This window comes from Flavimobilis rhizosphaerae, assembly GCF_014852685.1.
Classification (GTDB): Bacteria; Actinomycetota; Actinomycetes; order Actinomycetales; family Cellulomonadaceae; genus Flavimobilis; species Flavimobilis rhizosphaerae.
This window is the reverse complement of record NZ_JACZDF010000001.1, coordinates 718,800-740,766: the sequence shown is the minus strand read 5'-3', so window position 1 is coordinate 740,766 and position 21,967 is coordinate 718,800. Positions and strand designations below refer to the sequence as shown.

The window sequence follows — 21,967 nt, the reverse complement described above, 5'->3', positions numbered from 1 at the left end:
CCGGGTCGGCCGCCGCGGGGGAACGGCGGCCAGGGCGACGGCCGCAGCCGCCGCCGGGTTCAGAGAGCGAGGGCCGCCGTGCCCGACGCCGCCTCCACGAGACGCCCGCCGAGCTCGAGCCGCCACGGGCTCACGCTCGACGACGTCGCTCGGATCTCGGCGCCCTCACGAACGACCCGGAACTCGGTCGCCTCGCCACCCGTCGCCTGCGACGACGGCACGACGACGACCTCGTCGAAGCCGTCGGGGATCTCGAAGAGCCGCAGCGTCACGCCGTCCGCCCAGTCGTACTCGGGCGAGTCGTCGCGCGCCCCGACGGGCAGCACGGTGCCCGGCCGCACGAGCAGCGGGAGCGAGTCGAAGCCGTAGGACTCCGTCACCCACCGGCCACCCTCGAGCGTCCGCCCGTCGAGGAGGTGCGTCCACGTGCCGGCGGGCACGTAGTACGAGACCTCGCCCTCGTGCGAGAAGACCGGGGCGACGAGGAGCGCGTCACCGAGCATGTACTGCGTCTCGAGCGTCGCGACCGCCGGGTCCTCGGGGAACTCCAGCAGCATCGGACGCGCCATCGGCGTCCCGGCCGCGTGCGCCTCCCCCGCGACCCGTCCGAGGTACGGCATGAGCGAGAGCTTGAGCCGCGTGAAGAGCCGCGTGACGTCGACCGCCTCGTCGTCGAACGCCCACGGGACGCGCACCGACGTCGACCCGTGGAGGCGCGAGTGCGACGAGAGCAGCCCGAACGCGAGCCACCGCTTGAACACCGCGGGCTCGGCCGTCCCCTCGAACCCACCGATGTCGTGGCTCCAGTAGCCGAAGCCCGAGAACGCGAGCGAGAGCCCGCCCCGCAACGACTCCGCCATCGCCGAGAACGTCGAGAAGCAGTCGCCGCCCCAGTGCACGGGGAACTGCTGGCCGCCCGCCGTCGCCGACCTCGCGAAGAGCACCGCCTCACCCACGCCCGAGCGCCGCTCGAGCATCTCGAACACCGCCCGGTTGTACGCCTGCACGTAGTAGTTGTGCATGCGCGCCGGGTCGGAACCGTCGTGCCAGACGACGTCCGTGGGGATCCGCTCACCGAAGTCCGTCTTGAACGCGTCGACCCCCATGTCCATGAGCCGCTCGAGCTTGCCCGTGTACCACGCCGCCGCCTCAGGGTTCGTGAAGTCGACGAGCCCCATGCCCGCGACCCACATGTCCCACTGCCACACGGAGCCGTCGGGACGCCTCACGAGGTAGCCCGCGTCCGCGGCCTCCCGGAAGAGGGGCGAACGCTGCGCGATGTACGGGTTGATCCACACGCACACGCGCAGCCCGCGCGCCTTGAGGCGAGCGAGCATGCCCTCGGGGTCCGGGAAGGTCCGCGGGTCCCACTCGAAGTCGCACCAGTTGAACTCGCGCATCCAGTAGCAGTCGAAGTGGAACACCGACAGCGGCAGGTCACGCTCGGCCATGCCGTCGATGAAGCCCGTGACCGTCGCCTCGTCGTACTCCGTCGTGAACGACGTCGACAGCCACAGGCCGAACGACCAGTCGGGCACGCGCGCGGGCCGGCCCGTGAGCGCGGTGTAGCGCTCGAGGATCGCCTTGGGCGTCGCGCCGTGGATGACGTGGTACGTGAGCGACTGGGCCTCGACCGAGAACTGCGTGCGGGAGACGACCTCCGAGGCGACCTCGAACGAGACGAGCTCGGGCTGGTCGACGAACACGCCGTAGCCCTTGTCCGTGAGGTAGAAGGGCACGTTCTTGTACGCCTGCTCGGACGACGTGCCGCCGTCCGCCTGCCACACGTCGACCGTCTGCCCGTTCTTCACGACGGGCCCGAAGCGCTCGCCGAGGCCGTAGACGTGCTCGTTGACCCCGAGCGTCAGCTGCTCGTGGAGGTAGGTGCGACCGTCGTCGTCCGTGACGACGGCGAGCGACTTCGGCAGCGAGCTCGTGAGGACGCGCCCGCCCGCGACGAAGTCGACCTGCCAGTGGTCGCCGCGGTGCACCCGGACGGAGAGGTCCCCGGACGTGAGGGTCGCGACGTCGTCGCCGACGACGACGTCCGGGACGTGGCCGTCCTCCCGCGCGGTCTCGAAGTGCGGCCCACGGTCGAGCGCACCGGCGTGCTGGGTGACCTTCACCGTGACGACGTCCCGGATCGGCGCGGAGTACTCGACCGTGAGCATCGTGCGGTTGAGGACGTCGCCGCGCGTCTCGATGCGCTTCGTCGGCGCGTACGCGGTGAGCGTGCCCTCGCCGGGCCAGACGTCGTACGCGTGGGCGGCGAACTGCGGGTGCATGCCCGCGCGTGCCTGCCAGTAGCCGTCGGTGAACTTCATGAGGTGTGGTCCGTTCGCTCGGAGGGGTGCGGGTGCTCGACGAGCGCAAGGACGTCGTCGGGGGCGAGGAGGATCTCGCCGTCGAGGTCGTGGCCCGACAGCAGGTCGTGCGCGGGCGCCGCGAGGGCGTGGGCACGAGGGCTGTCGGCGTGGTTGAGGAGGAAGGTCACGGGGCCGCGGCGCACGGCCTCGACGCCGTCGGGCACGTCCGCGACGACGGGTTCCACACCGGCGGCGTCCGCCGCGGCCAGGAGGGTCGCGGCGAGCGCGTCGTCGTCGAGGACGACCGCGTGGTACCAGAGCGTGCCCGGTCCCACGGGCCGCCGCAGGAGCGCCGGCGCGCCGGCGAGGTGGCCCTCGGTGACGGTCGCGAGCACCTCGGCGCCGTCGACGCTCACGAGCTCCCCGAACGTGTGGGCGCGCGGCGCGGGACCGCCCGGCCATGCCGGACCAGGCGTGAGCGCGACTCCGCCGTCCGGCAGCGGGACCCATTCCTCGGCGCCACCGCCGAGCAGGTCGCGCAGGAGGGCGGGGCTCGGGCCGCCGTGCACGGCCGTGGTCGGGTCGACCACGCCCGTGAAGGGCCCGACGACGACGGTCGCGCCGCGCGCGAGCGCGCGCCGCAGCGCGTCCGCCCCGGCCTGTGTGAGGAGGTGGAGCTGAGGGACGAGGACGAGGTCGTAGCCGTCGAGCCCGCCGTCCTGTGCGACGACGTCGGTCGCGTACGAGCGGCGCCACAGCGCCGCGTGCCAGGCGCGCAGCCGCTCGTGCTCGTCGAGCCGCGCGGTGGGGCGGGCGACGGTCGACGCGGCCCAGCGGGAGGGCCAGTCGACGACGAGCGCGACGTGTGCGGGGACGCGCTCCCCGACGACTGCGTCGAGCCGGGCGAGGTCGGCGCCGAGGCGTCGGACACCCGCGTGGAGCCGTGTGTCCGCACCCGCGTGCGGGAGCATCGCGGAGTGGAAGCGTTCGGCGCCCGTGCGCGCGGCGCGCCACTGGAAGAAGAGGACGCCGTCGGCACCGTGCGCGACGGCCTGGAGCGCGTCGCGGCGTGAGCGTGCCGGTGTCTTCGGGAGGTTGTGCTCGCGCCACGAGACGGCGCTCGTCGCCGACTCCATGAGGAGCCACGGCGCGCCGCGACCGAGCCCGCGCACGAGGTCGCCCGTGAGTGCGGCGTCGGCGGCGGCCTGCGGGTCGGCGGGGTCCGGGTAGGCGTCGTCGGCGACGAGGTCGACGTCGTCGGCCCAGCTCCACGGGTCGATGCCGGGGAAGAACCCCATGAAGTTCGTCGTCACGGGCCGCATCGTGTCGTGCTTCTGGATGAGGGCCTTCTGCTCGCGGAAGAGGCTGCGGAGCTGGTCGGAGGCGTAGCGCCGCCAGTCGAGCTCCTGGGCGGGGTTGAGGTGGTAGGGCGCGCGGCGCGGCGGAGCGATCTCGTCGAAGGACGCGTAGCCCTGGGACCAGACCGCGGTGCCCCAGGCGTCGTTGAGAGTGCCGATGTCGTTGTAGCGCGCGGCGAGCCAGGCACGGAAGGCGGCCGCCGACTCCTCGCCGTGGCACACCTGGCCGAACTCGTTGCCGACGTGCCACATCTCGACGGCCTCGTGCCTTGCCATGCGCGCGACGACGTCCTGCGTGATGGCGAGGGCGTGGGCGCGGTAGACGCGCGAGGCCGGGCTGAACTGGTTGCGGGAGCCGGGCGACAGGCGGACGCCGTCGGCGTCGACGGGGAGCGTCTCGGGGTGGAGGACCCCGAGCCACGGCGGGGGCGAGGCGGTCGGGGTCGCGAGGTCGACTCCGATGCCCGCGTCGCCGAGGAGGTCGCAGACGTCCTCGAGCCAGTCGAGCTCGCGCGCGCCGGGCCGGGGCTCGTACGTCGACCACGAGAAGACGCCGACGGTGACGAGGTTGACGCCCGCTTCCTGCATGAGCTGGACGTCCTGGGCCCACACGTCGCGGGGCCACTGCTCGGGGTTGTAGTCGCCGCCGTAGCGCAGCGAGCGCGCCCAGGTGGCGCGGGGGCGCGTGCCCGTCGTCATCGGCGGTCTCCTCGGTAGGTCGGACTTCCGGCAGCGCTCGTTGCCGGTGTCGAAGCGCTTCGCCTACGGTAGTGCTTGACACTACGGGTGTCCAGGGCGATGCTCCGACCGCTCTGTTCGAGGCGATTCGACAGGAGACGACGTGGTCCCCACCCCCTCACCCATCCCCCATGCACCGGACCGTGGACTACCCGCCGCCCACCACGTCGTCGCGCTGCGCACCGCCGCCCGGCGCTGGGTCGAGGCGCTCCCCGTGGGCAACGGGCACCGCGGCGCGTCCTGCTGGGGCACCCCCGGCGGCGAACGGCTCGACGTGGTCGACGTCACCGCCTGGTCCGGCCCCCACCCCGACCCGCTCGCCACGGCGCGCGCACGCGACCCGCGCCACCTCGCCGACGTCCGCGCCGCCCTCGCAGCAGGAGACGTCCGCACAGCCGAACACCGTGCGCGTGACCTCCAGACGTCCTGGGCCCAGGCCTACCTCCCCCTCGGGACCCTCACGGTCGACGTGCTCGACGCCACCGGCAACCAGCTCCCGGAACCGGCCGACGGCGGCCGCGAGCTCGACCTCCGCACCGCGACAGTCACGCACCGCTGGACTGCGGCCGACGGCACACACGTCGCGCACGCGACCTGGGTCGACCTCCCGACGGGACTCCTCGTCCACGCCCTCGCCGCCGACCGTCCCGTCAGCCTCCGCGTGCGAGCCTCCTCGCTCCTGCGAGCGCACGACGACGCCGCCCGCCCCCTGCCGCCCCGTGGCGAACGACCCGACGACGCCCCGACGCTCGTCGACGTCCGCGACCTCCCCGTCGACGTCGCCCCCGGCCACGAGACCGCCGCACAACCCGTCCGCCACGCCCCGGACGGGCGCACGAGCGCCCTCGTCGTCCGCGCCCCAGGCTCGCTCGCGCGCGCCGACGGTGACGTCCTCGACCTCGAGCCCGCGACGCACCACACGCTCGTCGTCGCGACCGCGACCTCCCGGCCGCCGCGCCCGCTGCCCCCCGGCACCGAGCCCGACCCCGTCGCCCGTGCCCTCGCGCACGCACGCACGGCCGCCGGCACGGACGCCGCCCGGCTCGCGGCGCGCCTCCACGCCGCGCACACCGTCGCGCACGGCGGGACGTACGACCGCACGACCCTCCGCCTCGGGAGCCCCCCGCCCGAGCCCGTGCCGACCGACGCGCTGCTGCGGGAGGGAGCGAGCCCGACGCTCGTCACCCTCGCCGTCCACCTCGGCAGATATCTGCTCGCGGCGTCGTGCCGCCCCGGCGGCTTGCCGCCCAACCTCCAGGGGATGTGGAACGCCGAGCTGCCCGGGCCGTGGTCGAGCGCCTACACGCTCAACGTCAACCTCCAGGCCGCCCTGTGGCCCGCGGGTCCCGGCCGCCTCGACGAGTCGCTCGAGCCGGTGCTCGACCTCCTCGAGCGCATCGCCGCAGGCCCCGGGGCCGAGGCCGCCCGGACCCTCTACGGCGCCCGCGGCTGGGTCGCCCACCACAACTCCGACGCGTGGGGCCACGCAGCCCCCGTCGGTGCGGGGCACGGCGACCCGTCGTGGGCCCAGTGGGACCTCGGCGGCGTGTGGCTCGTCTGCGAGCTGTGGCGCCTCGACGCCTTCGCACCCGGCACCGTCCCGCGCGACCGCCTCGCCCGGCTGCTCGAGGGCGCCGCCACGTACGCCCTCGACCGCCTCGCACCCGGACCGGACGGTCGCCCCCTGCCATGGCCCGCGACCTCGCCCGAGAACACGTACGTCGCGCCCGACGGGCTCCCCGCCGCGCTCGGTCCCGTCCCCACGTCCGACGGCATCCTCCTGCGCGTCCTCACGGACGCGTGCGCCGACGTCCTGCACCCCGCGCCCGCGTGGCTCGGCGAGCTGGCACGACGGACAGCACGCCTGCCCGCCGAGCGAGTCGCCCCCGACGGCACGCTCGCCGAGTGGGGCACCGACGTCACCGCCGTCGACCCGCACCACCGCCACACGACGCACCTCGTCGGGCTCTTCCCCTTTGCGACGCTCGACACCGTCGCACGCCCCGACCTCGCGGCCGCTGCCGCCCGGACGCTCGAGGACCGCGGCGGTGAGTCGACCGGATGGGCCCTCGCGTGGCGGACCGCGCTCGAGGCGCGGCTCGGCCGCGCGGACGCCGCGGCCGCCAACGTCGCGCGCGCCGTCCGCCCCGCCCGTGACGACGCGGGCGCCCACCGCGGCGGCCTCTACCCCAGCCTCCTCAGCGCACACCCGCCGTTCCAGGTCGACGGCAACCTCGCGCTCACGGCAGGCGTCCTCGAGATGCTCGTCGGCACGGTCCCCGGACGGCTCGACCTCCTCGGCGCACTCCCGTCGCAGTGGCCGGACGGCGAGGTCCACGGGGTCGCCGTCCCGGGCGGCGTCGTCGTCGACATGGTCTGGGAGGCCGGGCGGCTGGTGCGCGCGACGCTCCGCGGCGGCCCCCGCGACACCGTGCTGCACGTCCGCCACCACGGGGCGTGCCGCACGGTGCCCGTGCCCGCAGGCGCTACCGTGGCACTCGACGCCGACCTCTCGGTCGCCGACCCGGAGCTGGAGGCCCCCGATGTCCGTGACGATCGCTGACGTCGCCCGCGAGGCGGGCGTCTCCGTCTCGACCGTGTCCTACGTCCTCTCAGGCAAGCGCACGATCTCCGCCCCGACCCGCGCCCGCGTCGAGGCGGCGGTCGACCGCCTCGGCTACCGCCCGCACGCCGGTGCGCGCGCCCTCGCCTCCGCCCGCACGAACGTCATCGCCCTCATGGCACCGCTGCGGGCAGGCGTCGACGTCGGCGTCATCATGCAGTTCGTCGCGGGCGTCGTGCTGCGCGCGCGGCACTACGACCACGACGTCCTCCTGCTCACGCAGGACGACGTCCGCGGCGCCGAGCGCGTCGGCGCCGGCTCGATGGTCGACGCGATCGTCGTCATGGACGTCGAGACCCACGACGAGCGACTCGAAGCCCTCGCACGGCTGCGCCAGCCCACCGTCCTCATCGGCCTGCCCGAGGAACCAGGCACGCTCTCGTGCGTCGACCTCGACTTCGAGGCCGCCGGCCGCGCCGCGGTCCGACACCTCACCGACCTCGGCCACCGTCGGCTGGGCTACGTCGGGCACCCCGGCGCCGTCCGCGAGCGCGGCACGTCGTTCGCGGTGCGCTTCGACCGCGGCGTCGCGGACGCCGCGCAGGCCGCCGGGGCGTCCCTCGTCGCGCAAGACTGCGACGGCTCGCCGGAGCAGTCCGTCGCGGCCGTCGAGGCGCTCTTCGCCGCAGACCCCCGCATCACGGGCGTCGTCGTCCACAACGAGGCGGCGCTCGGCCACGTCGTCACGCATCTCGTCGCGAGCGGGCGGCCCGTCCCCGAGGCCGTCTCGGTCGTCACGGTGAGCCCGCCCGAGGTCGCCGCACGGCAGGCCGTGCCGGTGACGGGCCTCGACATCCCCGCCGAGCGCGTCGCACACGTCGCGGTCGACATGGTGCTCGCACGGGTCGACGGGGACGAGCCGGCCGAGACCCGCCTGCTCACGCCCACGCTGACGGACCGCGGCTCGACGCGCCCCCTCGGCTGAGCGACGCGCGACGGCCCCGGACCTCGCGGTCCGGGGCCGTCGTGGCCCGTGCGGCGGTCGGGGGAACCACCGCGCGGGACGACGGGACTCGCCCGTCAGCCCTTGATGGCGCCGAAGATCACGCCCTTGGTGAAGTGCCGCTGCACGAACGGGTACACGGCGAGGATCGGCAGGATCGCGAGGACCATGATCGCCATCTTCACGGGCAGGCCCGAGACCGCGCCCGTGACGACGTCCGCCGTGCCGCCGCCGCCCGGCAGCGCGACGCCCTGAAGCACATAGGAGCGCAGCACGAGCTGGAGCGGCCACTTCGTGTTGTCGTTGATGTAGAGCATCGCGTTGAAGAACGCGTTGAAGTAGCCGACGCCGTAGAACAGGGCGACGACCGCGATCGCGGCGCCGGACATGGGCACGACGATCTGCCCGAGCACGCGCCAGTCCCCCGCGCCGTCGATGCGCGCGGCGTCGAGGATCGCCTGGTCGACCCCCATGAAGAAGTTCCGCAGGATGAGGACGTTGAACGCGCTCACCGCCCCCGGGAGGATGAGCGACCAGTAGCTGTCGATGAGGCCGAGCCCCGAGACGAGCAGGTAGGTCGGGATCATGCCCGCACCGAAGAACATCGTGATGAGGAACGTGAAGAGGATCGGCCGGTGGAGCACCGAGCCGGGGCGCGAGAGCCCGTAGGCGGCGAGGATCGAGACGATCGTCGACAGCAGGGTGCCGACCGTCGTCACGCCGACAGAGACGATCGCGGCGCGCGTGACGATGCCGCCCGAGAGGATCTGCTCGTACGCCGCGAACGAGATCTGCCCGGGTACGACGACCATGCCGCCCGAGCGGTTGACGTCGGCCTGCGTCGAGATCGACGTGAGGACGACGGTGTAGAGCGGGAAGAGGACGGCCAGGACGATCGCCGCGAGCGCGATGCCCTTGCCGGCCTGCGTGAAGGGTCCCGGCACGCCCTCCCACACCGGGCGGTGGCGGGAGCGCCGCCGCCGGCGCGGTGCCCGGCCCGCGCGCGGCGGGGCCGGGAACGGGACGGCGTCGGGTCGTGACATGGCCTGGCCGGTGTCGTTGTCGATGCTCATGAGCGCTTGTACACCCCGGACTCTCCGAAGACGTGGGCGAGCTTGTTCGCGCCGAGGACGAGCGCGAGCGAGACGAGCCCCTTGACGAGACCTGCGGCGGCGGCGAAGGACCAGTCACCGTAGACGACGCCCTGGTAGTAGACGTAGGTGTCGATGACCTCGGACACCTCCGCGCCGACCGCGGCGCGCTGGAGGATGAGCTGCTCGAACCCCACGGTGAGCGAGTCGCCGAGGCGGAGGATGAGCAGGAGGATGATCGTCGGCCGCAGGGCGGGCAGGGTGATGTGCCACAGGCGTCGCCGCGCTCCGGCGCCGTCCATGACGGCGGCCTCGTGGAGCGCCGGGTCGACGGTCGAGAGCGCCGCGAGGAAGATGATGATGCCCCAGCCCGCGTCCTTCCACACCGACTGTGCGGTGATGAGCACGAGGAACGTGTCGGGGTTCGTCATGAGGTCGAAGCCCTCGAGCCCGCGCTCGGCGAGGACCCGGTTGACGAGGCCGGCTCCGCCGAGGAGCTGCTGGAAGATCGTCACGACGAGCACCCACGAGAAGAAGTGGGGCAGGTAGACGATCGACTGGATCGTCGTGCGCACCCAGGGGGTGACGACGGAGTTGAGCAGGAGCGCGAGCGCGATCGGCACGGGGAAGTAGAAGACGAGCTGGAAGGCCGTGATCGCGAGCGTGTTGCGGACGGCGTCGAGGAACAGCGGGTTGCCGAGCACCCGGACGAAGTTGTCCCAGCCGACCCAGGGCGAGTCCCGGAACGGGACATACGGTGAGTAGTCCTGCCAGGCGATGACGTTGCCGAGCATGGGGACGTACGCGAAGAGCCCGAGGAGAAGCACGCCCGGCAAGCACATGAGCAGGAGCGACCTGTCCCGGCGCAGCCTGAGCCGCAGCGGGACCTTGCGTGGTGCGGCGCGGCCCCCCGGACGGGTCCCCCGGCCCGGCGTCTGTGCCGGGCCGGGGGTCTCGTGCGCGGCCGGGGCGCCCGTGGGGGCCGCCACGGCGTTCGAACGCATTACTTGCCTGCCTCTACCTTCTGGAGCTCGAGGATCTCCTGATAGAACGCGCGCAGCTCGTCACCGCCGGACTTCCGCCACGTCTCGATCGCGGCGTCGAGGTCGGCGAGAGTCTTGCGCCCGCGTGCGATGTCCTTCTCGAGGTCCTCGATCGGCTTGCCGATCGAGGCGTACTGCGCCGGTTCGGTGATCTGCATGCCGTAGAAGAGGGGCTCCTGGACCGCTGGTGCGGCCTCGGCCATCCACGAGGTGTAGTCCTCGACGTAGCCGGGGTACTGGACCTTTGCGTTCACGATCGGCGGGTCGACGAGGAAGATGTAGGTCGGCTGCATCTCCTTGGCGGCCTCGTCCGTCGGGACGGGGAGGCGGTTCTCGTCGAGCGTGTAGTGGACGCCCTCGACCCCGTGGTTGATGAGCTGGAACTCCTCGGTGCCGTACGGCGAGGCGAGGACGTCGGCGGCCGAGAGCAGCTCCTCGATCGCGCCCGGCTTGTCGGTCTGCTTGAGGTAGGAGCACATGCCGGCGGCGCCGGCCTTGAAGAGCGTCGGGGTGCCGCCGTCGGCTGCGATGACGGGCATGGGCTGCTGGTCGTAGTCGGGGTTGACGGGCAGCTGGCGGCCGAGCGCCTCGTGCCAGCCGCCGAGGCCGTCGGAGGTCACGAGGACCTGTCCGCTCTCGAAGCGCTCCTTGCCGTCGCCGGTCGAGGCGACCGCGTCGGGGTGGATCGAGCCCTGGGCGTAGACCTTGGCGATCCACTCGAGGGCGTCGCGGTACTCCTGGGTCTCGACGCGGTGGACGAGCTTGTCGCCCTCGAGCTTCCACTTGGGGGCGACACCGAAGAGCTGGGTCGCTGTGATCCACAGGTCGTTCGCGGCCCACCGGTTGGCGTCCTTGTCGGTGAGCGAGTCGAGGAACGTGAGGTAGGAGTCGGCATCGGTGGGGAGCTCCGTGCCTTCTGGGAGGAGGTCCGCGCGGTAGAACGTCGCGTCGTTGATGAGCTCGCCGGGGAAGGGCAGGCCGTAGAGCTTGCCGTTCCACATGCACGCCCGCCAGGCGTCGGTGGGGATGTTCGCGAGGTTGGGGTATGCCTTGACCTTGTCGCCCGCGAGGTAGGGCGTGAGGTCGGTGAAGATCGTGCCGACGGCCTGGCCGAAGCGGGGCGGGATGTTCCAGCCGGGGATCGTTACCCAGTCAGCGACGTCCTTGGGCGAGGCGAGGACCGCGGCGAGCTTGTCGCCGTAGGTGTTGCCGTCGGAGATCTGGAAGGTGAGGTCGATGCCCATCGCGGCGTTGACTGCCTCGAAGTACTTGTTGCCCTTTGTCGGCGGGATCGTGCCCCACAGGGGTGTCATCGCGGTGTAGGACCCGCCCTTGCCGGGCGGCTCGGGGAACGCAGTGACGAAGGTCTCGGGAACCTTCGAGAAGCCGGCGGTCGAGCCCGCGACACCGGGGAAGTCGGGCTCGACGTACTGGACGGGGACGTAGGCCGGAAGGTTGGTGGCCTTCGCGATCTGGTCCGCGGGCTTCGTCGAGGGCGCTGCTGCCGGGGACTTGCCGGACCCGCCGCTGCACGCCGCGACGAGCGAGAGCGCTCCCACGACGGCGACGGCGCCACTCCACCGCGACATTCTTGTTGCTCTGGTCCTCATCGACCTTCCACCTCTCCCTGCACTGGGGCCTCGGGCGGCACCGTTGCCGCACGTTCGCGTCGAACGCCTCCGTCGGCGCTGTCGAAGCGTTTCACCGCGAGAGTAGGGGCATCCCGCACCGCGCGCAAGAGGTGTCCACGTCCGTCGCGACGAGCTTGGAGCGCTTGAACCGGGCTGAAGTGCGTCAATCTTCTGTGCTGCGCGTGGCGCCTGTGGCATCATGAGAACGCTCCCGCGGCACGACGATGAAGTCGAAACGCTTCGATCCGTCATGCCAGCGCCCGACGTCCCGAGGACCCGACGTGACCGAGACCCCTCACCGCACCGCTCCCCACCCCGACGCCACGCAGCGACGCGCCGTCGAGATGCTGCGCACACTCACCCCCGAGCAGCGGCTCAGCCTCCTCCACCAGCACGTCCCCCCGCTCGGGCCCCTCGGCCTCGACGCCTTTCACACCGGCACCGAAGCCCTCCACGGCGTCGCCTGGCTCGGTGACGCGACAGTCTTCCCCCAGCCCGTCGGACTCGCCGCCACGTGGGACGACGACCTCGTCCGCCGCGTCGGGGAGGCGACGGGACGCGAGGTGCGCGCCAAGCACGCGGCCGACCCGACCGTGAGCCTCAACGTGTGGGCACCCGTCGTCAACCCCCTGCGCCACCCCGCCTGGGGCCGCAACGAAGAGGGCTACTCCGAGGACCCCCACGTCACAGCAGACGTCGCGACCGCCTACTGCCGCGGCCTGCGCGGCAACGGCGCCACGTGGCGCACCGTCCCCACGCTCAAGCACCTCCTCGGCTACGGCAACGAGACGGACCGTGCCGTGACGAGCTCGCACCTGCCCCTGCGTGCGCTCCACGAGTGGGAGCTCCCCGCCTACCGGCGCCCGCTCGCCGAGGGGGTCGCCGGCGCCGTCATGCCGTCATACAACCTCGTCAACGGCCGCCCCGCGCACGTCGCGCGCGGCCTCCTCGACGAGATGCGGTCCTGGGCGTCCGGCACCGTCACCGTCGTCTCCGACGCCGCCGCGCCGGGCAACCTCGTCACGGGTGAACGCTTCTACCCCGACCACGTCGCGTCCCACGCGGCGTGCCTGCGCGCCGGGGTCGACTCCTTCACCGACAACGACACCGACACAGCCCCCACGCTCGCACGCCTGCGCGCCGCGCTCGACGCCGGGATCCTCACGCCCGACGACGTCGACCGCGCGGCCGCCCGCGTCCTCGAGCTGCGGCTGCGCGCGGGCGAGGGTTCAGAGGACACGACGTGGGACGAGTCCGCCGACACGCTCGGCACGACCGCCCATCTCGCGCTCGCGCGCGACGTCACGGCGCGCGGCGTCGTCCTCCTGCGCAACGACGCCGCGGGCGGCACCGCTCCCCTCCCCCTGCCCGCCGATGCCCGCCGGATCGCCGTCGTCGGACCGCTCGCCGACCGCGTGCTCCACGACTGGTACTCCGGCACGCCCCTGTCCGCGGTCGGGCTCGCAACCGCCCTCACGGAACGCTTCGCCGACGCCGACGTCGTCGTCGCCGACGGCGCCGACCGCATCGCACTCCGCGCGACGTCGTCCGGACGGTACCTCGCCGTCCAGGACGACCGCACGCTCGTCGCCGACCACGCCACCGCCTCCCCCGCGACGCACCTCGACGTCACCGACTGGGGCGACGGGCTCCTCTCCCTGCGCTCGTGCACGTCCGAGCTCCTCCTCAGCGGTGCCGGCTGGATCATCACCGCCGACGCCGAGCGGATCGGCGGCTGGACCGTCCAGGAGTCCTTCCGCCGGCACGTCGCCCCCGACGGCACCTGGGCGCTCCAGCACGTCGCGTCGGGGCGCTGGCTCCGCGTCCAGCACGGCTCAGGGCTGCTCGTCGCCGACGCGACGACGCCCGACGACGCCGAGCGCTTCGTCGTCCGCACCGTCGTCGCGGGCCACGCGGCGGTCGCCGAGGCCGCCCGCGGCGCCGACGCGGTCCTCGTCGTCGTCGGCAACGACCCCCACCTCGCCGGTCGCGAGACCGAGGACCGCCCGCATCTCTCGTTGCCCGAGCACGCCGTCGAGATCTGGCGCGCCGCCCGCGACGAGCACCCCGGTGCCGTGCTGACGATCGTCTCGTCGTACCCCTACGTCCTCGGGCCCGCGGTCGACGACGCAGCCGCAGTCGTGTGGTCCGCGCACGGCGGCTCCGAGCACGGGCGGGGCCTCGCCGACGTCCTCACGGGCGACGTCGGCGCGTCAGGTCGGCTCACGCAACAGTGGCCGCGCGACGCCGCGCAGGCAGGCCCCCTCCTCGAGCACGACGTCCGGACGGCGCGGGCGACGTACCGGTGGACCGACGTCGAGCCTGCGTTCGCTTTCGGTCACGGCCTGACGTACGGCCAGGTGCGCTACATCGACATGGCCCTCACGGTGCCCGGCGCGCTCGGCGTCGAGGCTCCGGCGCCGTGGGGATCCCGCGACCACGGTCTCGTCACCCCCGTCACGGTCGCCGTCACCGTCGCGAACGACGGCACCCGCAACGCGGACGAGCTCGTCCAGGTCTACGGCCTGTCGCCCGACCTTCCCGTCCCTGCACCACGTCGCCTGCTCCTGGCAGCCCAGCGCGTGACCCTAGCGCCGGGTGAGCGGCGCACCGTGACACTCACCGTCGACCCCGCACGGCTCGCCGTGTGGGACACCGCCCTCGAGAGCGCGTGCCCCGACGGTGCCGACCCGGACCTCCACGTCGGGGCGTTCCGGCTGCAGCCGGGCCGGTACACGATCGCGGCCGGGCCGAGCGCCGCCGACCTCCCGCTGCGCGACACGCTCGAGGTCCGCGGCGAGGTGCCCGCGCCGCGGCGACCCACTATCGTCCTCGCGCACGCCTTCAGCGAGCACGCGCGCATGGTGACGTCCGAGCGCACGCGTGACGAGGGCTGGGCGACCGAGGTCGCGCCCGGCGCACGCGATGGCGAGCTACGCCACGACCGGCTCGACCTCGCGGGCACGACCGGGTTCCGCCTCACGGTCGCGGGGCCGGGATCCTCCCGCCCGACGAGCCTGTGGGCGCGACCCACCGGGACGAGCGCGCCGTGGGTGCACCTCGGCGACGTGCCGTGCCCGGCGGGCACCCGCCCCGAGCCCCGCTACGGTTGGACGACGGCGGCCGTGGATCTCTCGGACGACGCCCGCGCGGTGCTGTCGGCCGGCCCGGTCGACGTCCTCACGCGCGTCCCGTCGGGCGTCCGCCTCGCAAACCTCACCCCGCTGCACCCCTGACCCGACTCGTAGCACCCCAGCACACCCAGCGCTGTGCTCAAGCGCTACCAGTCGGGGTGCGGGCGCGGCGGCCGGTTGGCGGCATTCCTGGGGCCGCCGTCAGGCCTGTGCGACGAGCTCGCCGCCGCGGAGGACGTCGAGGACGCGCAGCCCGTCGTCGAGGAGGAGCACGTCGGCGCGCGCGCCGACCTCGAGCCGACCGACGTCCGTGCGGCCGAGAACCGTCGCCGGCGTGTGCGTCGCCGAGCGCACCGCGTCGACGAGCGGCACACCGCCCCGGACCGTGCGCCGCAGCACGTCACTGAGCCGGGCAGTACCGCCCGCGATCGCGCCCCCGACCGTGAGGCGGGCGACGCCGTCGGCGACCGTGACGTCCTGCGAACCGAGCCGGTAGCTGCCGTCAGCCATGCCGGCGGCTGCCATCGCGTCCGTGACGAACGCGACGTTCTCGGCGCCGACCATCTCGATGACGTCCCGCACGAGTGCGGGGTGCACGTGCGTGCCGTCCGCAACGAGCTCGACGACCGCCCGACCGCGTGCGGCCGCGGAGAGGCAGTCGGCGATCGGGCCCGCCTCGCGGTGCGCGAGGGGCCGCATGCCGTTGAAGAGGTGCGTGATCGTCGGCCGTGCCGAGCGCACGCCCGGCGTCGCGAGGCGCTCGTGCGCCTCGTCGAGGGCAACGCGCATCTCGCCCGCGGCCGCGTCCGTGTGCCCGTAGCTCGGGAGGGCGCCCGCGTCGATGAGCGCCTCGGTGACCCCGCCCTCGCCGACGTTGCCGTCCTTCTCCGGGGCGATCGTCATCGTCACGAAGTACCGACCGAGGACCTGCGCGACCTCGCGGACGAGGTCAGCCGACGGTTCCTGGATGAGGGCCGGGTCCTGCGCGCCGCAGCGCTCGACCGAGACGAACGGGCCCTCGAGGTGCGCGCCCGCGATCTCCCCGGCCTCGGCGAGCTCGGCGAGCACGCCCGAGCGCTGCAGGAGCGTCTCGGGCGCCGCCGTGACTAGGGACGCGACGAGCGTCGTCGTGCCGGCACGCCGGTGCTCGAGCACAGCGGCCATCGCGGTCGCGGCGTCCTCGGCGTCGGGGAAGCTCGCGCCGCCACCGCCGTGGCAGTGGATGTCGACGAGGCCCGGCGTGACGACGGGCACGGCCCGCGCGCCGGCGAGGTCGTGGCCTGCCGCCTGCGCCTCGCTCACCTCACCGACGAACGCGATCGTCGGTCCGTCGAGGACGACGACGCCGTCCGGGATCTCCGTCGACCCCGTGAGGACCCGACCACGCAGCACCACTTTGTTAGCCATGCTGCCATTCTCGCCCCGGAGCGGCGCCCAGCGCCAGTCCCGAGGTCCCGGTTCCACTCAGAAGAGACGCGCGTCGACGTCGTCGACCCCGCGCATCGCGTCGTAGTCGAGCACGAGGCACTCGATCCCGCGGTCGGTCGCGAGCACGCGCGCCTGCGGCTTGATCTGCTGGGCCGCGAACACTCCGCGGACCGGCGCGATGAGGGGATCCCTGTTGAGCAGGTCGAGGTAGCGGGTGAGCTGCTCGACGCCGTCGATCTCGCCCCGACGCTTGATCTCGATCGCGACCGACCCGCCGCGCGGGTCACGCGCGAGGATGTCGACCGGACCGATCGCCGTCATGTACTCGCGCCGGACGAGCGTGTGCCCGGGCCCGAGCAGCTCGATCTGTTCCGCGAGCAAGGCCTGGAGGTGCGCCTCGACGCCCTCCTTGACGAGTCCCGGGTCGATGCCCAGGTCCGCGGTCGTGTCGAGCACCACCTCATAGATCTCGATGCGCAGGTGGTCGTCGCTCTTTGTGTGCTGGACGTCCCACACCGCGGTGAGACCTGCGGCCGCCTCGTCGTCGTCGGGCTCCGAGACGACGAGCGTGCACGGCGGGCTCATCCAGTTGAGCGGCTTGTAGGAGCCGCCGTCGGAGTGCAGCAGCACCGAGCCGTCCGCCTTGACGACGACGAGGCGCCGCGCGAGCGGCAGGTGGGCCGAGAGGCGGCCGGTGTAGTGCGCGGCACAGTCCGCGATGACGAGTCTCACGACGTCCTCAGGCTCGGGGATGACGGGCAACGCTCGGCCGCGCCGGGCGCCGAGGAGCGCCACGCGGTCAGGAGACCACGCCGCCGTCGGAGGGCGGTGCGGACTCGAGCCACGAGGTGAGTCCCGCGTACGCGGGGAACGACATCTCGAGGACGAGCGGCTCCCCACGATAGCTGCAGCGGACGCGGTAGCGGTCCTGCGACCCGGGGACCAGCTCGCGCGAGTCCACCTCGAGCTCGCTCCGGCTCCACGTGCGGTCAGCACGCAGGGAGAGCGACCAGCGCCGGTACCAGTCGAGGCGACCGACGCCGTAGTGCGCGATCCCGACGCGCGGGGGCGCGCTCGGGGCGGGGGCGTGGGCGGGCGCCACGGCGCACGAGAAGGAGCCCACTCGTCGTTCGAGCGCTCGAAGGCGCAGGACGACGACGAGGGCGGCCGCCACTGCGAGCAGACCGAGGATGACGAGCATCCACCGGAACCACTCCCCCATGACGGCCGCCCTCGTGCGTGATCAGGCGGTGACGAGAGTCGCCTCGTCGGCGACCACCGTGACCTGGTCGGAGTCGACGGACAGGAATCCGCCCGTCACCGAGATCTCGAGCTCGGGGCCCGACGCGGGACGGATGATGACCGCCCCCGCGCCGAGCAGAGCGAGCAGGGGCGTGTGCCCCACGAGAATCCCGAGCGACCCGTCGTGCGCTGGCGCGGTGACGGATCGAGCCGTGCCGGACCAGACGGCCCGGTCAGCGGCGACGACGTCGACGGAAAGTTCAGCCATGTGAGCTCCTAGCGTGTGTCGGCTCGATCAGGAGGCGGACGGCGTCAGACGCCGTACTCCTTCTGGATGCGGGCCCAGTTGCGCTCGAGGTCCTCGAGGCCACCGATGTTGAAGAACGCCTGCTCGGAGATGTGGTCGAACTCGCCGTCCGCGATCTTCTGGAACGCCTCGATCGTCTCCGTGAGGGGAACGGTCGAGCCGGGCACGTTGGTGAACTGCTCGGCCATGTAGGTGTTCTGCGAGAGGAACTGCTGGATGCGGCGGGCGCGACCGACGACGGTCTTGTCCTCCTCCGAGAGCTCGTCGACACCGAGGATCGCGATGATGTCCTGGAGCTCCTTGTTGCGCTGGAGGATGGACTTCACGCGCGTCGCCGTCTCGTAGTGGTCCTTGCCCACGTAGCGCGGGTCGAGGATGCGCGACGTCGACGTCAGCGGGTCGATGGCCGGGTAGAGACCGCGCGAGGCGATCTCACGGCTCAGCTCGGTCGTCGCGTCGAGGTGCGCGAACGTCGTCGCCGGGGCCGGGTCCGTGTAGTCGTCGGCGGGGACGTAGATCGCCTGGAGCGACGTGATCGAGTGACCACGCGTCGAGGTGATGCGCTCCTGCAGCTGACCCATCTCGTCCGCGAGGTTCGGCTGGTAACCGACGGCCGAAGGCATGCGGCCCAGGAGCGTCGAAACCTCGGAGCCGGCCTGCGTGAAGCGGAAGATGTTGTCGATGAAGAGGAGGACGTCCTGCTTCTGCACGTCACGGAAGTACTCGGCCATCGTGAGGGCCGAGAGCGCGACGCGGAGACGGGTGCCCGGCGGCTCGTCCATCTGGCCGAAGACGAGGGCGGTCTGGTTGATGACGCCCGACTCGGTCATCTCCTGGATGAGGTCGTTGCCCTCACGCGTGCGCTCACCGACGCCGGCGAACACGGAGACGCCGTTGTGGTTGTTGGCGACGCGGTAGATCATCTCCTGGATGAGGACCGTCTTACCGACGCCCGCACCACCGAAGAGGCCGATCTTTCCACCCTGGACGTACGGGGTGAGGAGGTCGATCGACTTGATGCCGGTCTCGAACATCGTCGTCTTCGACTCGAGCTGGTCGAACGCCGGGGGCTTGCGGTGGATCGGCCAGCGCTCGGTGATCTCGATCTGCTCGCCGGGCTGGGCGTTGAGGACCTCACCGGTGACGTCGAAGACGTGACCCTTGGTGACGTCCCCGACGGGCACGGAGATCGGGGCGCCCGTGTCGCGGACCTCCGAGCCGCGGACGAGACCGTCCGTCGGCTTGAGGGCGATCGCACGGATCATCGAGTCGCCGAGGTGCTGGGCGACCTCGAGGTTGAGCGTGAACTTCTTCTCTCCCTCGCCCTGCGACGTCAGGTCGATGTCGACCTGGAGCGCGTTGTAGAGCTCGGGGATCTGGTCCGACGGGAACTCGATGTCCACGACGGGGCCGATGACGCGGGCGACGCGCCCCACGCCGGGGGTCTTCGCGCCGGCAGCGCCGGTGTCGACAGTGGTGGCGGTCATGACTGCTGGCCTCGCTTCACAGTGACGGGCAGGTGCCCGACGGGGTCGATGCTTGCAACGTGGGTTCGGGGCGTCAGGTTCATGACGCCGCCAGGGCGTCGGCGCCCGAGACGATCTCGGAGATCTCCTGGGTGATCTCAGCCTGACGCGCCTGGTTGGCCAGACGCGTGTAGTTGCGGATGAGATCCTCGGCGTTGTCGGTCGCCGTGTGCATCGCGCGCTGCCGGGCGGCGAGCTCGGAGGCTGCCGACTGCAGGAGCGCGGTGTAGATGCGGCGACGGACGTACCGCGGCAGGAGCGCGTCGAGCACGGCCTCGGCCGACGGCTCGAACTCGTACAGCGGCAGGGCCTCGTTCTTGCCGGGCGCCTCGACGCCCTCGACGACCTCGAGAGGAAGCAGCCGCACGATGCGCGGCTTCTGCGTCACCATGTTGACGAACCGCGTGTAGACGACATGGAGCTCGCCCACGCCGCCTTCCTCGGCAGGCGCCAGGAACGCCGCGAGCAACCGGTCGGCGATGTCGTTGGCGGTCTCGACGTCCGGTGCGTCCGACTGCGACGTCCACTGTCCGGCGAGCTCGCGGTTGCGGAACGAGTAGTAGGACACGGCGCGACGTCCGGTGACGTAGAGGTCGACCTCCTTGCCCTCGGACTCGAGACGCTCGATGAGCGTCTCGGCCTCACGGATGACCGCCGCCGAGTAGGAGCCAGCCATGCCACGGTCCGCCGTGACGAGCAGGACCGCGACGCGGTTCGTGTCCGTGCGCTCCGAGAGCAGCGGGTGCTCAGTCGCGCCGTGGGTCGCCGCCGCGGACACCGCACGCGTGAGCATCTCGGTGTACGGCGTCGCCGCGGTGACCTTCGCCCGGGCCTTGCCGATGCGTGAGGCCGCGATGAGCTCCATCGCACGGAAGATCTTCTTGAGCGACTGTGTCGACCGGATCCTCTGCCGGTAGACGCGCTGCGAGCCCGCCATCGTCAGGCCTTCTTCTGCTTGACGATCTGCTCCTGCTCGACCGGGGTCACCTCGTCGGACTCCTCGGAACCGACGAGCGGGGTGCCGTCGCCCTTGAGGAAGCTGAGCCGGAAGTCGTCGATCGCGGCGCCGAGCGCCTCCTCGGTCGAGTCCTCGAGCTTGCCCGTCGAGCCGATGGTCGTGAGGACCTCGGTGTTGCGGCGGAGGTGGTCGAGGAGCTCGGCCTCGAACCGGCGCACGTCCTCGAGCGGGACGTCGTCGAGCTTGCCCTTCGTGCCGGCCCAGATCGAGGCGACCTGGTCCTCCACGGGGTACGGCGAGTACTGACCCTGCTTGAGGAGCTCCATGAGGCGAGCACCACGGGTGAGCTGTGCCTTCGACGCTGAGTCGAGGTCGGAGGCGAACATCGCGAAGGCCTCGAGCGAGCGGTACTGGGCGAGGTCGAGCTTGAGCGTGCCCGAGACCTTCTTCATGGCCTTGACCTGAGCCGAGCCACCGACGCGCGACACCGAGATGCCGACGTCGACCGCGGGGCGCTGGTCCGCGTTGAAGAGGTCCGACTGGAGGAAGATCTGACCGTCGGTGATCGAGATGACGTTCGTCGGGATGTACGCCGAGACGTCGTTCGCCTTCGTCTCGATGACGGGCAGACCCGTCATCGAGCCCGCGCCCATCTCGTCCGAGAGCTTGGCGCAGCGCTCGAGCAGACGGGAGTGCAGGTAGAAGACGTCACCCGGGTAGGCCTCGCGGCCCGGCGGACGACGCAGGAGGAGCGAGACGGCGCGGTAGGCCTCGGCCTGCTTCGACAGGTCGTCGAAGATGATGAGGACGTGCTTGCCGTCGTACATCCAGTGCTGGCCGATGGCCGAGCCCGTGTAGGGCGCGAGGTACTTGAAGCCCGCGGGGTCAGAGGCAGGAGCCGCGACGATCGTCGTGTACTCGAGCGCACCTGCCTCCTCGAGAGCGCCACGGACCGACGCGATCGTCGAGCCCTTCTGGCCGATCGCGACGTAGATGCAGCGGACCTGCTTGGTCGGGTCGCCCGTCTCCCAGTTGGCCTTCTGGTTGATGATCGTGTCGATCGCGATCGCGGTCTTGCCCGTCTGGCGGTCGCCGATGATGAGCTGACGCTGGCCGCGGCCGATCGGGATCATCGCGTCGATCGCCTTGAGGCCCGTCTGGAGCGGCTCGTGGACCGACTTGCGGTCCATGACGCCGGGAGCCTGGAGCTCGAGGGCGCGGCGGCCCGTCGTGACGATCTCGCCGAGGCCGTCGATCGGGGTGCCGAGCGGGTCGACGACGCGGCCGAGGTAGCCGTCGCCGACGGGGACCGAGAGGACCTCGCCGGTGCGGTGGACCGTCTGGCCCTCCTCGATGCCGGTGAACTCGCCGAGGACGACGACACCGATCTCCCGGGTCTCGAGGTTGAGGGCGAGGCCGAGCGTGCCGTCCTCGAAGCGGACCAGCTCGTTCGCCATGACGCCGGGCAGGCCCTCGACGCGGGCGATGCCGTCGCCCGCGAGCGTGACGCGGCCGACCTCTTCGCTCGCGGTGGCCGTCGGCTCGTAGGACTTCACGAAGCTGTCCAGCGCGGCACGGATCTCTTCCGGCCGGATCTGCAGCTCAGCCATTGATCTCTCCTGTCATGACCGCCTGTGGC

General features: G+C 72.3%; 15 protein-coding genes. 3 read left to right on the top strand and 12 right to left on the bottom strand.

Going from position 1 to position 21,967, the window contains the following annotated elements; genetic code table 11:
* Window positions 1-59: 59 nt before the first annotated feature.
* Both yicI and IGS67_RS03125 read right to left on the bottom strand, forming a co-directional pair.
* Window positions 60-2,324, bottom strand: coding sequence for an alpha-xylosidase (gene yicI / locus IGS67_RS03130; protein ID WP_192277688.1), 2,265 nt, complete (start codon window positions 2,322-2,324; stop codon window positions 60-62).
* A complete protein-coding gene (locus IGS67_RS03125; RefSeq protein ID WP_192277686.1) occupies window positions 2,321-4,363 on the bottom strand; it encodes a beta-galactosidase in 2,043 nt (680 codons plus the stop codon). Before IGS67_RS03125 ends, yicI begins: the two co-directional genes overlap by 4 nt.
* 142 nt (window positions 4,364-4,505) lie before the next feature.
* Between IGS67_RS03125 and IGS67_RS03120 the strand changes: the two genes are divergently transcribed.
* Window positions 4,506-6,965 (top strand): glycosyl hydrolase family 95 catalytic domain-containing protein, encoded by a 2,460-nt coding sequence (locus IGS67_RS03120; protein WP_192277684.1) that lies wholly within the window; start codon window positions 4,506-4,508, stop codon window positions 6,963-6,965.
* Window positions 6,946-7,950, top strand: a complete 1,005-nt coding sequence (locus IGS67_RS03115; RefSeq protein ID WP_192277682.1) for a LacI family DNA-binding transcriptional regulator — start codon at window positions 6,946-6,948, stop codon at window positions 7,948-7,950. The genes IGS67_RS03120 and IGS67_RS03115 overlap by 20 nt, the downstream gene beginning before the upstream one ends.
* A 95-nt stretch (window positions 7,951-8,045) precedes the next feature.
* Here IGS67_RS03115 and IGS67_RS03110 read toward each other — a convergent pair whose 3' ends face one another.
* From IGS67_RS03110 to IGS67_RS03100, 3 genes are read right to left on the bottom strand one after another with little or no spacing between them, the layout of a single operon-like run.
* The gene (locus IGS67_RS03110) at window positions 8,046-9,041 is read right to left on the bottom strand and encodes a carbohydrate ABC transporter permease (protein ID WP_192277680.1); all 996 of its coding nucleotides are present in this window, start codon (window positions 9,039-9,041) and stop codon (window positions 8,046-8,048) included.
* Window positions 9,038-10,063 (bottom strand): ABC transporter permease, encoded by a 1,026-nt coding sequence (locus IGS67_RS03105; protein WP_192277678.1) that lies wholly within the window; start codon window positions 10,061-10,063, stop codon window positions 9,038-9,040. Before IGS67_RS03105 ends, IGS67_RS03110 begins: the two co-directional genes overlap by 4 nt.
* Complete coding sequence (locus tag IGS67_RS03100; protein WP_192277676.1) at window positions 10,063-11,712, bottom strand: type 2 periplasmic-binding domain-containing protein; 1,650 nt, start codon at window positions 11,710-11,712, stop codon at window positions 10,063-10,065. Before IGS67_RS03100 ends, IGS67_RS03105 begins: the two co-directional genes overlap by 1 nt.
* Window positions 11,713-12,014: 302 nt before the next feature.
* On the opposite strand from IGS67_RS03100, the gene IGS67_RS03095 reads away from it, so the two are divergent.
* A complete protein-coding gene (locus tag IGS67_RS03095; protein ID WP_328741381.1) occupies window positions 12,015-14,969 on the top strand; it encodes a glycoside hydrolase family 3 C-terminal domain-containing protein in 2,955 nt (984 codons plus the stop codon).
* Window positions 14,970-15,068: 99 nt separating this feature from the next.
* Here the strand turns inward: IGS67_RS03095 and IGS67_RS03090 are convergent, their stop codons facing one another.
* From IGS67_RS03090 to atpA, 7 genes are all read right to left on the bottom strand, one after another.
* The gene (locus IGS67_RS03090) at window positions 15,069-16,274 is read right to left on the bottom strand and encodes an N-acetylglucosamine-6-phosphate deacetylase (RefSeq protein WP_192277672.1); all 1,206 of its coding nucleotides are present in this window, start codon (window positions 16,272-16,274) and stop codon (window positions 15,069-15,071) included.
* Between the two features lie 57 nt (window positions 16,275-16,331).
* Window positions 16,332-17,027: an endonuclease NucS gene (gene nucS, locus IGS67_RS03085; RefSeq protein WP_192277898.1), complete on the bottom strand. Its 696-nt coding sequence runs from the start codon at window positions 17,025-17,027 to the stop codon at window positions 16,332-16,334.
* Between the two features lie 67 nt (window positions 17,028-17,094).
* Window positions 17,095-17,517 (bottom strand): DUF2550 family protein, encoded by a 423-nt coding sequence (locus tag IGS67_RS03080; protein WP_192277670.1) that lies wholly within the window; start codon window positions 17,515-17,517, stop codon window positions 17,095-17,097.
* 21 nt (window positions 17,518-17,538) lie between these two features.
* Complete coding sequence (locus IGS67_RS03075; protein WP_192277668.1) at window positions 17,539-17,805, bottom strand: F0F1 ATP synthase subunit epsilon; 267 nt, start codon at window positions 17,803-17,805, stop codon at window positions 17,539-17,541.
* A 44-nt stretch (window positions 17,806-17,849) separates the two neighbouring features.
* Entirely contained in the window at window positions 17,850-19,331 is a 1,482-nt protein-coding gene (gene atpD, locus IGS67_RS03070; RefSeq protein ID WP_192277666.1) for a F0F1 ATP synthase subunit beta, read from the bottom strand.
* A gap of 79 nt (window positions 19,332-19,410) precedes the next feature.
* Entirely contained in the window at window positions 19,411-20,307 is an 897-nt protein-coding gene (locus IGS67_RS03065) for a F0F1 ATP synthase subunit gamma (RefSeq protein ID WP_192277663.1), read from the bottom strand.
* Between the two features lie 2 nt (window positions 20,308-20,309).
* Complete coding sequence (atpA, locus tag IGS67_RS03060; RefSeq protein ID WP_192277661.1) at window positions 20,310-21,938, bottom strand: F0F1 ATP synthase subunit alpha; 1,629 nt, start codon at window positions 21,936-21,938, stop codon at window positions 20,310-20,312.
* Window positions 21,939-21,967 lie beyond the last annotated feature (29 nt).

What these genes read in the sequence shown, in the direction of transcription:
- IGS67_RS03065 (WP_192277663.1), bottom strand. Translation starts at nt 20,307, where the DNA reads ATGGCGGGCTCGCAGCGCGTCTACCGGCAGAGGATCCGGTCGACACAG.
- IGS67_RS03125 (WP_192277686.1), bottom strand. Translation starts at nt 4,363, where the DNA reads ATGACGACGGGCACGCGCCCCCGCGCCACCTGGGCGCGCTCGCTGCGC.
- IGS67_RS03075 (WP_192277668.1), bottom strand. Translation starts at nt 17,805, where the DNA reads ATGGCTGAACTTTCCGTCGACGTCGTCGCCGCTGACCGGGCCGTCTGG.
- IGS67_RS03115 (WP_192277682.1), top strand. Translation starts at nt 6,946, where the DNA reads ATGTCCGTGACGATCGCTGACGTCGCCCGCGAGGCGGGCGTCTCCGTC.
- IGS67_RS03100 (WP_192277676.1), bottom strand. Translation starts at nt 11,712, where the DNA reads ATGAGGACCAGAGCAACAAGAATGTCGCGGTGGAGTGGCGCCGTCGCC.
- IGS67_RS03090 (WP_192277672.1), bottom strand. Translation starts at nt 16,274, where the DNA reads ATGGCTAACAAAGTGGTGCTGCGTGGTCGGGTCCTCACGGGGTCGACG.
- IGS67_RS03105 (WP_192277678.1), bottom strand. Translation starts at nt 10,063, where the DNA reads ATGCGTTCGAACGCCGTGGCGGCCCCCACGGGCGCCCCGGCCGCGCAC.
- IGS67_RS03110 (WP_192277680.1), bottom strand. Translation starts at nt 9,041, where the DNA reads ATGAGCATCGACAACGACACCGGCCAGGCCATGTCACGACCCGACGCC.
- atpD (WP_192277666.1), bottom strand. Translation starts at nt 19,331, where the DNA reads ATGACCGCCACCACTGTCGACACCGGCGCTGCCGGCGCGAAGACCCCC.
- atpA (WP_192277661.1), bottom strand. Translation starts at nt 21,938, where the DNA reads ATGGCTGAGCTGCAGATCCGGCCGGAAGAGATCCGTGCCGCGCTGGAC.
- yicI (WP_192277688.1), bottom strand. Translation starts at nt 2,324, where the DNA reads ATGAAGTTCACCGACGGCTACTGGCAGGCACGCGCGGGCATGCACCCG.
- IGS67_RS03080 (WP_192277670.1), bottom strand. Translation starts at nt 17,517, where the DNA reads ATGGGGGAGTGGTTCCGGTGGATGCTCGTCATCCTCGGTCTGCTCGCA.